General features: G+C 67.4%; 13 protein-coding genes. 4 read left to right on the top strand and 9 right to left on the bottom strand.

All coding sequences use genetic code 11. From position 1 onward, the window contains the following. Positions 1 to 156: 156 nt before the first annotated feature. The 4 genes from MLG_RS14170 to MLG_RS14155 are packed head-to-tail and all read left to right on the top strand — an operon-like array spanning position 157 to position 4,382. Positions 157 to 1,110, top strand: coding sequence for a UDP-glucuronic acid decarboxylase family protein (locus MLG_RS14170; RefSeq protein ID WP_011630535.1), 954 nt, complete (start codon positions 157 to 159; stop codon positions 1,108 to 1,110). A gap of 35 nt (positions 1,111 to 1,145) precedes the next feature. Beyond that, positions 1,146 to 1,970 (top strand): glycosyltransferase family 2 protein, encoded by an 825-nt coding sequence (locus MLG_RS14165; protein WP_011630534.1) that lies wholly within the window; start codon positions 1,146 to 1,148, stop codon positions 1,968 to 1,970. A 45-nt stretch (positions 1,971 to 2,015) separates the two neighbouring features. Further along, entirely contained in the window at positions 2,016 to 3,284 is a 1,269-nt protein-coding gene (locus tag MLG_RS14160; protein WP_011630533.1) for an O-antigen ligase family protein, read from the top strand. Between the two features lie 12 nt (positions 3,285 to 3,296). Next, positions 3,297 to 4,382 carry a hypothetical protein gene (locus MLG_RS14155; RefSeq protein ID WP_011630532.1) on the top strand — a complete coding sequence of 362 codons (1,086 nt, stop codon included), beginning with the start codon at positions 3,297 to 3,299 and terminating at the stop codon, positions 4,380 to 4,382. A 2-nt stretch (positions 4,383 to 4,384) separates the two neighbouring features. Here MLG_RS14155 and MLG_RS14970 read toward each other — a convergent pair whose 3' ends face one another. The 9 genes from MLG_RS14970 to MLG_RS14110 all read right to left on the bottom strand — a co-directional run bounded on the left by MLG_RS14970 (position 4,385) and on the right by MLG_RS14110 (position 13,303). Then, positions 4,385 to 5,557: a glycosyltransferase gene (locus tag MLG_RS14970; RefSeq protein ID WP_011630531.1), complete on the bottom strand. Its 1,173-nt coding sequence runs from the start codon at positions 5,555 to 5,557 to the stop codon at positions 4,385 to 4,387. Positions 5,558 to 5,565: 8 nt separating this feature from the next. Beyond that, positions 5,566 to 6,588: a glycosyltransferase family 9 protein gene (locus MLG_RS14145; protein ID WP_232209265.1), complete on the bottom strand. Its 1,023-nt coding sequence runs from the start codon at positions 6,586 to 6,588 to the stop codon at positions 5,566 to 5,568. A gap of 23 nt (positions 6,589 to 6,611) precedes the next feature. After that, positions 6,612 to 7,412, bottom strand: coding sequence for a lipopolysaccharide kinase InaA family protein (locus MLG_RS15295; RefSeq protein WP_011630529.1), 801 nt, complete (start codon positions 7,410 to 7,412; stop codon positions 6,612 to 6,614). Beyond that, complete coding sequence (locus tag MLG_RS14135) at positions 7,409 to 8,254, bottom strand: lipopolysaccharide kinase InaA family protein (protein WP_011630528.1); 846 nt, start codon at positions 8,252 to 8,254, stop codon at positions 7,409 to 7,411. The genes MLG_RS15295 and MLG_RS14135 overlap by 4 nt, the downstream gene beginning before the upstream one ends. Next, on the bottom strand, positions 8,251 to 9,111 hold the full coding sequence (rfaP, locus tag MLG_RS14130) for a lipopolysaccharide core heptose(I) kinase RfaP (RefSeq protein WP_011630527.1): 861 nt from the start codon (positions 9,109 to 9,111) through the stop codon (positions 8,251 to 8,253). The genes MLG_RS14135 and rfaP overlap by 4 nt, the downstream gene beginning before the upstream one ends. A gap of 4 nt (positions 9,112 to 9,115) precedes the next feature. Then, positions 9,116 to 10,249 (bottom strand): glycosyltransferase family 4 protein, encoded by a 1,134-nt coding sequence (locus MLG_RS14125; RefSeq protein WP_011630526.1) that lies wholly within the window; start codon positions 10,247 to 10,249, stop codon positions 9,116 to 9,118. Beyond that, the gene (gene waaF, locus MLG_RS14120; protein WP_041718720.1) at positions 10,249 to 11,295 is read right to left on the bottom strand and encodes a lipopolysaccharide heptosyltransferase II; all 1,047 of its coding nucleotides are present in this window, start codon (positions 11,293 to 11,295) and stop codon (positions 10,249 to 10,251) included. The genes MLG_RS14125 and waaF overlap by 1 nt, the downstream gene beginning before the upstream one ends. A gap of 66 nt (positions 11,296 to 11,361) precedes the next feature. After that, positions 11,362 to 11,622 carry a zinc-finger domain-containing protein gene (locus MLG_RS14115; RefSeq protein ID WP_011630524.1) on the bottom strand — a complete coding sequence of 87 codons (261 nt, stop codon included), beginning with the start codon at positions 11,620 to 11,622 and terminating at the stop codon, positions 11,362 to 11,364. A 142-nt stretch (positions 11,623 to 11,764) separates the two neighbouring features. Next, positions 11,765 to 13,303 carry a malonate--CoA ligase gene (locus MLG_RS14110; RefSeq protein ID WP_011630523.1) on the bottom strand — a complete coding sequence of 513 codons (1,539 nt, stop codon included), beginning with the start codon at positions 13,301 to 13,303 and terminating at the stop codon, positions 11,765 to 11,767. Between the last annotated feature and the right edge of the window lie 89 nt (positions 13,304 to 13,392).

The raw sequence follows: 13,392 nt of genomic DNA, 5'->3' as shown, positions 1-13,392 counted from the left end.
CCTGCCGCAGTCCGCCGGCGTCGCGCGGCGTCCGCCGCGCGCGCCATGATAACATCCGCGCGGGATCGCGTTGTCCGTCAGCCCAAGGCGCCGGTCCCTTTGCAGACCCCGGGCGGGGCGCACGATCGCCGGTATCGATTGGAGGGAGGGCGGCGCATGAGAGACCCATTGCGCAAGCGGGTATTGGTCACAGGGGGCGCTGGCTTTATCGGTTCGCATCTGTGCGAGCGGTTGCTCGCGGAGGGGCATGAGGTACTGTGTGTCGACAACTTTTTCACCGGCACCAAGCAGTCCATCGCCCACCTGCGGGATTACCCGGAGTTCGAGGCGATCCGGCACGATATCACCTTCCCTCTCTATCTGGAGGTGGAGGAGATCTACAACCTCGCCTGTCCGGCCTCACCGGTGCACTATCAGCACGATCCGGTGCAGACCACCAAGACCAGCGTCCATGGCGCCATCAATATGTTGGGCCTGGCCAAACGGCTCAAGGCGCGGATCCTGCAGGCCTCCACCAGCGAGGTGTATGGCGACCCCAGCGTGCACCCGCAGCCGGAGTCCTACGTCGGCAGCGTTAATCCGATCGGGCCGCGTTCCTGCTACGATGAAGGCAAGCGCTGTGCAGAGACGCTGTTTTTCGACTACTACAAACAGCATGCGCTGGAGATCAAGGTGGCCCGGATCTTCAATACCTACGGGCCGCGTATGCACCCGCATGACGGCCGGGTGGTCTCCAATTTCATCGTGCAGGCCCTGAGCGGCGAACCGATCACCGTCTACGGAGAAGGTCGGCAAAGCCGCTCATTCTGTTACGTGGACGACCTGGTGGACGGCCTGGCCCGGCTCATGGCCACCCCACCCGAGGTGACCGGTCCCATCAATCTGGGCAATCCGGTGGAGTTCACCATCCGGGCGCTGGCCGAGCGGGTGATTGAGCTCACGGGCTCAAAGTCCCGGCTGGTCTTCCGGCCACTGCCCCAGGACGATCCGCGCCAGCGCTGCCCGGACATCAGCCGCGCCCGTGCCGAACTCGACTGGGCCCCGGTAACGGCGCTGGATGAGGGCCTGCGCCGGACCATCGAGTATTTCGACCAACTGCTGTCGCGTTGACAGCCTGCAGAACCGGAGCGAGATCGAGACCACCGATGACACAACCCTACGCCGACCGCAAGGTGACCCTCTGTATCCCTCACTGGGAAGTCAAAGAGCTGATGCAGATCTGCCTGCGCTCCATCCGCAAGCACTCGCAGGGCTACAATCTCGAGGTCATCGTCGTCGACAACGGCTCCAAGGACGACAGCCTGGACTGGCTGCGCTCGCTGCCCTGGATCCGCCTGATCGAGCGTCCGGAGGAGGGCTTCCACAACTTCCCGGACAATGTTTTTACATCCTGGGATCTGGGTATCCGCGAGGCGACGGGCGATTACTTCATGGTCATGCACTCGGACGTCTTCGTGAAGAGCGACCGTTGGCTCGATCCCTTCTTCCGGGAGTTCGACAAGGGCGATGAGCGTACGGCCGGGGTGGGGGCCTGGAAGCTGAACCTGGAGCATCCGCTCTACACCTTCCAGAAGAAGGTGGGCCATGTCATCCGCACCCGCATCAAGTCCCTGTTCGGCAGCAAGAAGGTCTACCGCTGGCGCCAGGGGGATTACCCCCGCGACTACTGCGCCATGTTTCGCCGCCGGCTGATCCTGGACCACGACATCACCTTTCGGGCCATCCACGGTCAGGGGGGCGGCTATTCCACGGCAAAGCAGATCTGGGACGCGGGCCTGAATGTGCGCATGATCCCGGTGCCCGAGATGTACCGCAACGTGGTGCACATCGCTCATGGTACCGCGGCGGTGGCGGCGCGGCGGCCGAGGACGGGTTCCAAGCATGAGGACAAGGCGGAGCGCAGGGTGCATGACCTGTTCAGTAAGCCCTGGGTGAAGGCGTTACGAGATGACGCCACGCTGGATAGCTGACGCGGACCGGCCTGCATCCGTGTGTGCCCGCAGCGATCAGGTCTGATGGCGGTTCTGAGCCTGCCCGTCCATCGCCTCCAGGTTTTCTTTGACGGTCAGCGGTGGCGCCGGCTTGCGAAGGAGACCCATTGGGTCTCCTGGGGGCTCGCTCTGTTCTGGGCAGGGTTTATTTTTGCCTGGAGCACCCGGGTGCACCGGGACAGCCTGTATTTTCTCGTCTTTCTGCCCTTCCTTATGGTCCTGGGCCGGCAGCAGTTTCAGTGGCTGCTCAGCAGCCGGGTTATCCAGTGTCTGGGGTTGTTCCTGGGCTATCTGTTGTTATCGGTGAGCTGGAGTCCGGATGCGTCGTGGGCGCTCTTTGGTAGCAAGTTGCGCTACGGGCTCATTATTTTCGCAGCGGTCCTGGCCACGGCTTACATGGTGGCCCGCGATGAGCAATGGGCGGAGCGCCTTTTCTGGTTTTTAGGCCTGGCTGCCTGCATCGTCTTTTTCTACTCTGTTTACCATTATTATCAGGCGCATCCGTTTCCCGCTGCGCGGCTGTCGAACCTCGTCTATTACCACACCAATCCGAACCCGGACGCGGTTGGATTCCTGCTGGCGTTCACCTTCGCCCTGTGCTTTGTGTTGTCGGACCGATCACCCCGCTGGCGGGTTGTCGCCGCGGTGCCTCTGATGTGTGCCGGGGCGTTCCTGCTGTTGGCCCAGAGCCGCGGGCTGATTCTGGGGGCCGCGTTGGTGTCAGTCTTCCTGCTCTTGCGCCTCCGTTACTGGAAAACCCTGGCGCTTTTCCTGGTGGTCGCCTCGGCCGCTCTGGTGGCGGTCGAGACGGTGGAATGGGGAGGGCGCGGGTTGATCGAACGCGCGGATGCCCAACGTATCGGGATCTGGCAGGTCGCCCTGGCGCGCATCGCCGAGGCGCCCTGGTTCGGGGCGGGCCTGGCCAGTGACACCTCCATCACCTATGGTGACCGAATCCATATCAGCCCGCACAATCTGTGGTTGATGACCCTAATGGCGGGTGGAGTACTGGGGGGTGCCCTGCTGGTGGCCCTGTATGGGTTGGCGCTCCGGATCGCGTACTGGGACCGCGATGACCGCTCGCCTGGTGCCATCCTGGCTGTTGCCCTGCTGGTGGCGGGCCTGGTGCCGCTGGGCGTCGATGGCCACCAGATCATTACCCGTATCCATCCGCATATCTGGGTGGCCTTGTGGTTGCCCATGGGTGCGCTCGCCGGTCGGGAACTTCTGCAGCGGCAAAGGGGGCAGACGGAAGGCCCGGGTGCCAGGGTGAGTCGATCCCGCTCTGGATGAATTCGAGGTGTCATGGTTGAGGAAGTAGCGAGTCCGGTCGTCCTGTTCGTGCCGATCAGTGGGCGCGAGGGCTCCGGTGAGTATTACCGGCTGTTGACCCTTGCGAAGGGCCTGTCGCAACGGTGCCCGGATTGGTCGCTGCAGTTCGTGGTCAACCGGAGCGCCCGGGTGGAGCGCCCCGCCTTTATCCGCGTCCATGAGCTCGAGGGGACGCCCAAGCGGAATCCGAACCGGCTCAGCAACCTTATCCAGCAGTTGCGGCCGCAGGTCGTGGTGTTCGACAGCACCCTGAGGCCTTGGATGCTTAGGGCGGCGCGGTCTGTGGGCGCCCGCACCGTCTATGTCAGCTGGCGCCCGCGCACGCGCCGGCTGGGTTTTGCCCGCAAGCACTTGCGTTTGCTGGATGAACACTGGCTGGTGGGCGATCCCGGAGACCTGCGCCTGACGTTCGGTGAGCGTTGCCGGCTCATGGCGGCGGGGAGCCGCACGGCGATCCGGTTCTTCTCAGCCCTGATGCCGCTGCCCGACCAGCAGGCCGCGGATACCCTGCTCCGGCGCCTGGCGCCCGGGGCGGACGGGTATGTCTTTTTTTGTTCCGGCGGTGGCGGGACCTCCGTGGGCGGACGACCGTCCAGCGAGATCTTCCAGCGGGCGGCGCGTCTGTTCCACGCCCGGACCGGAGTGCCTGTCGTGTTTGTGGCCGGGCCCCTCAGTTCTCACCGCCTGAGTGATCAGCCGGGTCGGTTGGAATTGCGGTCGGTGCCCTCGGAGGTGTTCGTGGCCCTGGTGGCCCGTGCCCGGTTGGCGGTGAGTGGCGGGGGCAGCATGATTCAGCAGGTGTTGTCGGCCCGGGTGCCCTGTGTGGGGGTGGCCGCTGGCGGCAACGACCAGCCCCAGCGCATCGAAAACCTGGCGGCGCAAGGCCGGATCGTGCCGGCGGACGCGGACGACGAGGGCATCGCGAGTGCCGTGGAGGCACTGCATGCCGACCCCGACCGCCAAGCCCGGATCTTGGCCAATGGGGCGGAACGGGCTTACGCCAATGGCACGCCCGAGGCGGTGGACCGGCTCATCGCCCTGATACCGGAACGTCCCTGAATTCACCGATGAGCGCCAGGGTCTCGGGATTCCGCCAGTAATCCTTTTTTTTCCAGGGCCTTTTGCAAATGCCGGTCCAGAGCTTCCTGGCTGAAATGCCGCCTGGCGTACTCCTCCCCAATCTGTCCTGCGTTCAGTTGCTCCTCAGGCCCTTGCGCCATGAATTCGAGCATCCTGTCGGCGAGGTCTGCCGCATTCGTGGGCTGAAAGAGGAGCGCGGCGGGACCGGCCACCTCGGGAGCGGCAGCACCATCGGCCGCGATAATGGGGGTCTTGGCGGCGTGGGCCTCCAGGAACACCCGTCCGAAGGATTCGCAGGGGGAGGGCAGGATGAAGGCATCAAAGGCGGGCATATAGCGGTGCGCCGACTCCAGGCGCCCGGTCAGCCGGACGGTGCCGTCAAGGTCGGCTTCCGCGATGCGTTTTCTCAGCGCATCCTCCTGCTTACCGCCACCGATAATGACCAAGTGGAATTCCACGCCTCGTTCCCGCAATAGCCTGGTGGCCTCAACGAGGTCCATGACCCGCTTACTGGGGTGCAGGCGCGAAATGCAGCCGAATAGCACGGCCGACCCGGGCAGGCACAGTTGTCGGCGGGCCTCGTTCGCCGGCAACATGGCACCGGCCAGCCGGTCCAGGTCGAGGTGGACCGGGACGACGTGGATGCGATCCGGGGGGAACCAGGTCAGCAGGTTCCGGATTTGTTGCTGTTGCGCTGCGCTGAGCGTGATAAAAGCGCGGATGTGCCGCCCGAACAGCCGGTAGAACCGCCGCCGGCTGGGTGAGGACACCGCGTGATAGCCGCGAAGGAGAGCAACAATGGCGGGTGCCTCGGCGTGTGGGAAGAACGTGGCCAATGCTGCGGTGCTGATGGCCTTGTACTGATCGCAAACGAGGGTGTCGAGCGGCCGTTTCCTGAGCAGATGGCGCAGTCGTCGCGCTGCGCCGATACGATGGCCAGAGATCGCCTCCACGGGCAGATTCAGGCCCGTCAAGTCATCAGCGCTTGAGCCGTGGCCGGGGAACTCGGAGGGTGTCCCGGACAAAAAGCAGGCGGTGACATGGGCACCCAGCCGCCGGCAGGCCGCCATCTGTTCCTGGACGTCCGCGCCCACGGTCACGGGGTGCTCGAGAAGAAAACCGATACGGCGGCCTGCTAGTGGCAGGTCATTCATGGTTACGTTCACCGGCCTCCAGGTGCGAGCGTCAACTGTTCAACGACCGCGGAGCGTACTTGCTCGACAGTGATGCTGTCCATGCGCCGGCCATCGGCAAAGGATTTCTTGCCCTCGCCCGGGGGCACAGGCTCGGTGCCGCGGACAATCACCGCCCGCTCCGAGAGGGGCCCCCACCGGCGAGGGTCCGTGGGGCCGAAGAGGGCTACGATCGGGGCCCCGGCTGCGGCGGCCAGATGCATGGGGCCGCTGTCGTTGCCCACGAACAGCCCGCAACGCTGGAAGAGCGCAATCAGTGGGCCCAGTTCCAGCCGCGCAACCAGATCCAACGGTGGCCGGGTGCAGTGTGCCAGCATCCGGTCGGCCGCCGCGCGATCCGGCGCGGCCCCCACCAGCGCCGGGCTCAGCCCCTGGTCGCTCAGCCAGTCGCTGAGCGCGGCATAGCGCTCCACCGGCCAGTGTTTGTACGATTTGCCGCCGGCCACGTGGAGGCAGACGATCTGTGCGAGGTCGGGCAGGCGCAGTTGTTCGAACCGGTGCAGATCCTCCGCCGTGGCCACGACCTCCGGTCTGCCCCAGGGCCCCTCGAACCCGGCGGCCTCCGCCAACGCACCGTAGTAGGCGATGCGGTGGGCCTCGGGGGGTGGGAAATCGGCGAGCCGGTTGTAGAGCCATGCGCGCGGTGCGCGCTTACGGCAGATGCGCATCGGGGCGCCGGACAGGCCGCTGAGCAGGGCGCCGGAGTTACTGCCGCCGAAGTCGGCCAGCCACTCCGGCTGGTGGGCACGGATGGTGCGCAATGCCGACAGAAAGGCCGTGGCCCGTTGCCACCGGGGGGCCGCCCTTGAAGGAAAGCGGGCACAGGGCTCAGGAAACCCGGGAATGCGTCGGGCCAGTGCCTGGAACGAGTCGTTGATTACGGATCTAGTGGGATTGTGCCGGGCGATGTGGGCGAGGACAGGGCTGGCGACCAGAAAGTTACCCAGGTGGCGATCCAGCATGACCAGAATAGCGGGTTTTTGGTGCGTCACGATTTTCTTGGTGTTGGTTAGTCTTATGGTGCGGACCTGTGCGGTCGGGTCAGGGCGACAGGTGGCCGCTGGTAGCGCCGTTGGTGGGTGCGGCTGATATGACGGACCCGTCGTCTTACCGGACCGATCAGTTTAGTCGGTTTAAGGCGGCGCGCCGTGGTGTAACGGGCCAGGGTGTCGTGGGCCCAGGATTGGTCGAGGCCCTGCTCCAGGCCGCTGACGAGGAATCGCGCCAGATCCGGTGCGGCCGCTCTGGGGCCGACGGAGCGGACGCGCCGGGCACTGTCCAGATCCGAGATCATGACCCGGTCGCCAACCACCAGCAGATTGCCCCACTTCAGGTCGCCGTGCACGACGCCGGCATCGTGCATCCGGCTGACCTCCGCCACGGCCTGGTGGCAAAGGGCTGCCGAGGCACCCGCTGGGCCCGCCGTGGCAACGGCGTCCTGCAGTGTGGCGGCATTATCCAGCGCATCGGTGATGAACCAGGATGAATCGTCTGACCAGATGACCGCATGGGGGTGGGGGATGGCCACCCGCTGCGCCCTGAGCCAGAGGCTGATCCGCCAGTTGCTGGCCGCCCTGTCCTGCCCGCGCCACCGTTGCAGGCGCGCCCGCCACGCCCGGACGGGAAAGCGTTTGAAGAAAAGTTGCCCGGTCTCCCCGATGCGCAGAAAACCGCTGGAGACCTTGGTGTTCTGCTTGATGATGGTCAGCTGAGCAGGGTCCGGCGGCCACGCCCCGGCCTCCAGCATCCGGCGAAGGGGAGAGGTGGCCTGGCAGGCATAGCGGAGTCCGCTGTCGTGGCCCTGCACGATGCTCACCGGCGTTCCGCCTCCCGCTCCGGATGAAAGCGCGGCTTGGGTCCGCCGCGGGCCATACGGCGGGCCCAACGGCGTGCGCGGGCACTCTCCACAGTCCTGGCCAATTGCCGGAAGTCGCCACTATCGATACCCATGCCCTCAGCATAGCCCTTCAGCATGCGGACCTGATCCGTACGGCTTTGATGGTCCCGCCGGGTCATGGCCAGTTGGATGAGGTTGCGGTGGCGGTCCTGCGGTTTTGTGCTGCGGTGGCTCCCCTCATTGTCCAGGTACCAGAATTCCGCTGCCTCCGGCCCCTGTTGCAGATCGCACAGGACGTTGCCCAGGCGCAGGTCGCCATGTACCCATCCGGCCCGGTGCAGGCGGGCGATCTCCGCCCCGAATCGCCGGAGCAGGCACCGCCGGTCGGCCAGGTTAAGGCGTGCCGGTCCTGAGGTGCGGGTGACCAGCTCCACCATGGCGGGATAGGGGACAGCCTGGGTGAGGACAAACTCCAGGCGGGCCTCGACCCGGCCGTAGGCCAGTACCGGCGGGGTGGGGAAGCCGTCCCGGCTCATCTGGATGGAGCGGTCCACGGCGCGGGCGCCACGGCTCCCGCGGCCCAGGGCCTTCAGCTCCTCCAGGCGATGACGGGGCAGCAGTACCTTGAGAAAGACAGGGGCCCCTTGCCATTCGCCGCGGGCCACCCGCGCCTGCGCGGAACTGCCCAAGAGGGTCCAGCCGGCGGGCGGTTCACCCCGCGCCACGGCCAGCGAGCAACCCCGCAGGGCCGGGTGGTCGCCAGCGCTGGGGAGCAGTCGGGGGGCCAGGCCGAGCCATTGCAGGAGGCGATATCCCCTCATAGCGGGAGCCCCTCGGGCCCGTGCCCGTGCTCGCGACGGTACTGCCAGCGCGCGCGCTCGGCCACCTGCTGCCAGAAGGTGCGATCCGCCGCCAGTGTCCGGCGCAGGGTGGTGCCCCGGTAGGCGCGCATGAAGCGGAGGAGATCGCGTCGGGTCAGGCCGATATCCAGGGCCGAGAAATACAGCCCGCCGATATCCTTCACCCGGGCCCGCTCGGGCAGTGACTGATGGCGCTGAACCCGGTGCAGGTCCATCAGATAGAGCCGTGGCGAGTGCCTGCCCGCCAGCACTGCCGGCGGGTCGTCGTTGAGGTCCAGGCGGAAGTGGCAGAGGTAGAAGTCCCGGTGGTTCATGCCGTCAGCGTGGAGCGTGCGGGCGATGCGGGCCACCTCCCGGATCAGTTTCACCCGGAATGTATAGGCCGGTGGCGCCTCCGGCCAGCGCAGGCATTCCTGTTCCAGCGTGTGGGTGTGGCCCAGATCCCGGGTGATGACGAAGGAGCGCTCCCGCGCCGGGTTCAGACCCCGCCGCACGCCAAAGGCCACCGGCGGGGTGGTGGCCACGCCCAGCGCCTGCAGCCGGTGGATGGCCCGCCACTCCGGCTCGGCCCCGAGCACCGGGACCCGAAACTGTGAGAGCTTGCGCAGGATGCGGGGCCAGGGCATGCCGGTGTGCAGCTTGGCGAAATAGGCCCGGCCGGCCAGCTCGAAGCGGAAGGTGCGACGCCCGTCCACGGCGCGCACCACCTCGCCGTCCAGGGCCATCACCTGCTCGAAGGGGTCGCCGGGGCCGAAGGTCGCCCGCAGGTCGGCCTGGAAGCCCGGGTCGAGCACCAGTTCGTTTCGCCGCAGGCTCATGGACTCACCCATGCTCCCCGTAGCGGGGGCCTTCGATGACCCGCAGGGCGTGCTCGGCGCGGCTGCCCAGTTCGGTCCGGCGGGCGTAGGTCCGGGCGTATTCGCGCCAGCGGGGTTGCTCGGGGCTGTCGATCATCGAAGCCAGGGCCTCGTCCATGGCCGCCTGGGTGAAGGGCGGTGGCAGGACCCGGCCGCTGCCGGCGCGCTCAATGTGGAAGGCGTAGCCGCAATTCCCGGTCACCAGTGCGGGCAACCCGGCGGCGATGGCCTCGACAATGGCGGTGCCGGTGTTCTCCTGGTAGGCCGGGTGGAGCAGCAGGTCGGCGGCGAAGAGGAAGCGTGCCACGTCGTCCCGGCCCTGCAGGAAGTGCACCTGGTCCGCCACGCCGAGCCCCCGGGCCAGGGCTTCCTGGGTTGCCGCACGACCCTTGCCCAGCACATAGAGATGGGTGCGTCGCCGCGGCGATTCGGGCAGGGCGGCCAGTGCACGGATGCTGCGATCCACCCCCTTGCGACGGAAGTCGGAGCCCACCATCAGCAGCATGCGGTCCGCCTCGCCCAGGCCCAGCTCCCGGCGCAGGCCGGCGCCGATGTGCGGGGCCTCGGGGCCGGCGAAGCGGTCGGTGGAGACGTAGGGCGGCATCAGGTGGAAACGGTCGTCGGGGGTGGCGTACCAGCGCTGGAAGAGCGGCTTCTCCGCTTCGGATAGCAGCAGGATGTGGTTGCGGGCGTCGGCGCGGAAGACGGCCTGCTCAAAGGCGGCGTGCTGGCGGTAGCGCCCCGACCAGCGGTAGAGCGGGTGGCGCGCCTGCGCCCGCTCCACGAAGCAGGGGTCGGCGTTGTAGTAGACATCGAGCCCCGGCATCTTGTTGAAGCCCACCACCCGGTCGGGCGGGTTGTCCGCCAGGCGTTTCTGCACGTGGGTACCAAAGCGGCGGTAGCGGGTGTGGTTGCGCCAGCCGGGCACCTTCACCACCTCCACCGTCAGGTTCGGATGTTCCGGCGTCCAGCCACTCCAGGCCAGGGTGTAGACATCGACCCGATGGCCGCGCTCCAGCGCCAGCTCGGTGATGCGCCGGAAGTTGCGCTGCAGGCCGCCGTGGGGGAAGTACTTGAACAGGGCGAAGGCCAGGTGCATCAGCTCGCCTCCCGGTGCAGGGCGGTGATCGCCTCCAGCACCCGGGCCGGGTGCATCTGCCGCAGGCAGTTGAGATGCCCCAGCGGGCATTCGCGCTGGAAGCAGGGGCTACAGTCCAGGCCCAGGTAAAGAACGCGGGCGCGGGCGCTGAGCGGCGGGGTATATCCCGGGTCGGAGGAGCCGTACAGGGCCACCACCGGCCGGCCGGTGGCCGCGGCCACGTGCATCAGGCCGGAATCGTTGCTGACCACCACAGCCGCCGATGCGAGCAGGTCGATGGCCTGTGCCAACGTCGTGCGGCCGGCCAGGTCCGTGCACCCCGGCGCGGCCTTGGCGATCCCGCCGGTGATGGGTTGGTCCTTGTCCGAGCCGAACAGCCAGACCTGCCAGCCCGCTGCCAGCCGCTCCCGCGCCACCTCGGCGAAGTACTCCGGCGGCCAGCGTTTGGCCGGACCGTACTCGGCGCCGGGGCAGAGGGCCAGCACCGGGGCATCGTCGCTGGCCAGGCCCAGTTCCGAGCGCGCCTGCCGGCGCCCGTCAGCGGTGACGGCCAGGCGCGGTTCGGGGATCGGTGGTGGCAATGGCGCATCGGCCTCGTGGCCCAGCGCGACGAACCGGTCCACGGTCCGGTAGAGCGCCTTGCGGTCCAGCGGCCGGATGTCGTTCAACAGCCCGTAGCGGTGCTCGCCCTTGTAGCCGGTACGTCGGGGGACGCCGGCGGCCAGCACCGGGAGCGCCGCCTTGGCCGAGCGCGGCAGCACGATGGCCTGCTGGTAGCCGCGCTGGCGCAATGAGCGCCCCAGCCGCCAGCGCTTGCCCAGGGCCAGCTCGCCATGGGCCACCGGCAGCGGGATGGCGCGCCGCACCTCCGGCATGCGTTCCAGCAGCGGCAGGCTCCATGCCGGGGCGATGACATCGACCTCCGGGCCGGGCCGACGCTGGCGCAGGGTGATGAACAGGCTCTGAGCCATCACCATGTCGCCCACCCAGGCGGGGCCGACCACCAGCACCGCACCCTGCGGGGTGTCGTTGCCGGCGGCTACCACGGCGGGCAGGCGGCCGGGGCCGCCGCAGATGGATGCGGGCACTGAGGCAACATGATGGCGATGGGCTTACTTCTCGGACTGCCGCCGCCCTTTGCGGAGGGTGGTGAGGTCGCCGACCGGGTCCTTCAGCACATAGTGGGCGCCGCAGTAGGGGCAGATCTCCTCGCCCGTCTCATGGATCGGCAGGTAAACCTTGGGGTGGGAGTTCCACAGGTACATACCCGGCATGGGGCAGGAGAGCGGCAAGTCGTCCTGCGTGATCTCGTAGCGGTTGGCGGCGTTGGGCTCGATGAGATCGGTGCGGTCGTGGGTCTGAGGATCAGGCACGGTGCGTACTCCCTGGTGTGGGCTGGGCCCTTGGTCTTGCGCGCATCTTACCCAGCTCGGTGGCTTTTGCGCGCTATTGTACAACGGGAGCCGGCCGCAGGCGCACCCCGGGGTTGCCCCGGGCGCGCCCGATCGCCCGGCCTCAGCGGGTGTACTGCTCGCGCAGGACGTTCTTCTGTACCTTGCCCATGGCGTTGCGGGGCAACTCGTCCACGAAGAACACCGCCTTCGGGACCTTGTAGCCCGCCAGTTCGCCCTTGAGCTGGTGGATGACCGCCGCTTCGTCCAACTTGGGACCGGCCTTCTCGGGAACCACCACCGCCGCCACCTGTTCGCCGAAGTCCGGGTGGGGCAGGCCGATCACCGCGGACTCCCGCACTCCGTCCAGGCCGTCGATGAAGCCCTCCACCTCCTTGGGGTAGACGTTGTAGCCGCCGGTGATGACCAGGTCTTTGGCCCGGCCGACGATGGCGTAGTAGCCGTCCTCGCTGACGGTGGCCATGTCGCCGGTGATGAAATAGCCGTCGTCGGTGAACTCCTCGGCGGTCTTCTCGGGCAGGCGCCAGTAGCCGGAAAAGACGTTGGGGCCTTTCACCTGGAGTGAGCCTACCTCGCCGGGGGGCAACTCGTGGCCCTCGGTGTCGACGATGCGGACCTCTACACCGGGCAGGGGGAAGCCCACGGTGCCCGGGCGACGTTCACCCTCCAGCGGATTGGAGATGTTCATGCCGGTCTCGGTCATGCCGTAGCGCTCCAGGATGGGGTGCCCGGTGCGCTCGTACCACTGCTGGAAGGTCTCCTCCAGCAGTGGTGCGGAGCCGGAGATGAACAGACGCATGTTGCGGCACAGCTCCGGGTTCAGTTCCGGCTGCTGCAGCAAACGGGTGTAGAAGGTGGGCACACCCATCAGCACGGTTGCCCGCGGGAGCAGTTGCAGCACCTGATCGGCATCGAAGCGGGGCAGGAAATAGACCTTGGAGGCGCCCATCATGGCGCAGTGCATGGCCACGAACAGCCCGTGCACATGGAAGATGGGCAGGGCGTGAATCAGCACGTCATCCTGCCGCCAGCCCCAGGCCTCCTCTAGCGCCAGGGCGTTGGCCGCCAGGTTGCCGTGGGAGAGCATCGCGCCCTTGGGCCGGCCGGTGGTCCCCGAGGTGTAGAGGATGCAGGCCAGGTCATCGCGGCTGACCGGGTGGGGCGGGAGCGGCTCGGGGGCCTGTTCCGACAGGGTGCGCATCAGGCTGCCGCCGCCGTTGGCATCCAGGGTCTCCACCCGGGTGCCGCCCTTCGCCTCGGCCAGCTCCCGCAGGGTCTCCTCGCCGGCCGGCCGCACCACCGCCAGACTCGGCTCTGCATCGTGCAGAAAGTACTCCAGCTCCGTGCGCATGTAAGCGGTGTTCAACGGCAGGAACACAGCCCCCGCCCGCAGACAGGCCAGGTAGAGGCAGATGGCCTCGGGGCTCTTGTCCACCTGCACGGCCACCCGGTCCCCGGGCTGGACGCCCAGCTGGCGGAGCAGGCCGGCGAGCCGGGCGGCGTGTTGGTGGGCCTGGCCATAAGTCCAGTTCCGGCCGTTCGGTACCTCCAGGAACACCTGTTCGTCGCGGTCCTGACTGCGGCTCTGGAGCAGGCCGTAGAGGTTCTCCGGCGCCTGCTCATTGGGCTGTGGGGCGGTCATAGGGTTCCTCCATTAACGTGTCAATCGGGCGTCCCGCTTCTTCTGAGATGGGCCCTGCGGGCTTCGGGGACGGCGGTCTGTTGTTCTTG

It is taken from the genome of Alkalilimnicola ehrlichii MLHE-1, from assembly GCF_000014785.1.
In the GTDB taxonomy this organism is placed as follows: domain Bacteria; phylum Pseudomonadota; class Gammaproteobacteria; order Nitrococcales; family Halorhodospiraceae; genus Alkalilimnicola; species Alkalilimnicola ehrlichii.
Note: the sequence above shows the minus strand (reverse complement) of the source record. Positions and strands in the feature narration are given on the sequence as shown.

Excerpts from the sequence above, each read along its gene's own strand:
- MLG_RS14125 (WP_011630526.1), bottom strand. The coding sequence starts at position 10,249 with ATGCACCTGGCCTTCGCCCTGTTCAAGTACTTCCCCCACGGCGGCCTG.
- MLG_RS14135 (WP_011630528.1), bottom strand. The coding sequence starts at position 8,254 with ATGAGGGGATATCGCCTCCTGCAATGGCTCGGCCTGGCCCCCCGACTG.
- MLG_RS14160 (WP_011630533.1), top strand. The coding sequence starts at position 2,016 with ATGGCGGTTCTGAGCCTGCCCGTCCATCGCCTCCAGGTTTTCTTTGAC.
- MLG_RS14170 (WP_011630535.1), top strand. The coding sequence starts at position 157 with ATGAGAGACCCATTGCGCAAGCGGGTATTGGTCACAGGGGGCGCTGGC.
- MLG_RS14110 (WP_011630523.1), bottom strand. The coding sequence starts at position 13,303 with ATGACCGCCCCACAGCCCAATGAGCAGGCGCCGGAGAACCTCTACGGC.
- MLG_RS14970 (WP_011630531.1), bottom strand. The coding sequence starts at position 5,557 with ATGAATGACCTGCCACTAGCAGGCCGCCGTATCGGTTTTCTTCTCGAG.
- MLG_RS14155 (WP_011630532.1), top strand. The coding sequence starts at position 3,297 with ATGGTTGAGGAAGTAGCGAGTCCGGTCGTCCTGTTCGTGCCGATCAGT.
- MLG_RS14165 (WP_011630534.1), top strand. The coding sequence starts at position 1,146 with ATGACACAACCCTACGCCGACCGCAAGGTGACCCTCTGTATCCCTCAC.
- rfaP (WP_011630527.1), bottom strand. The coding sequence starts at position 9,111 with ATGAGCCTGCGGCGAAACGAACTGGTGCTCGACCCGGGCTTCCAGGCC.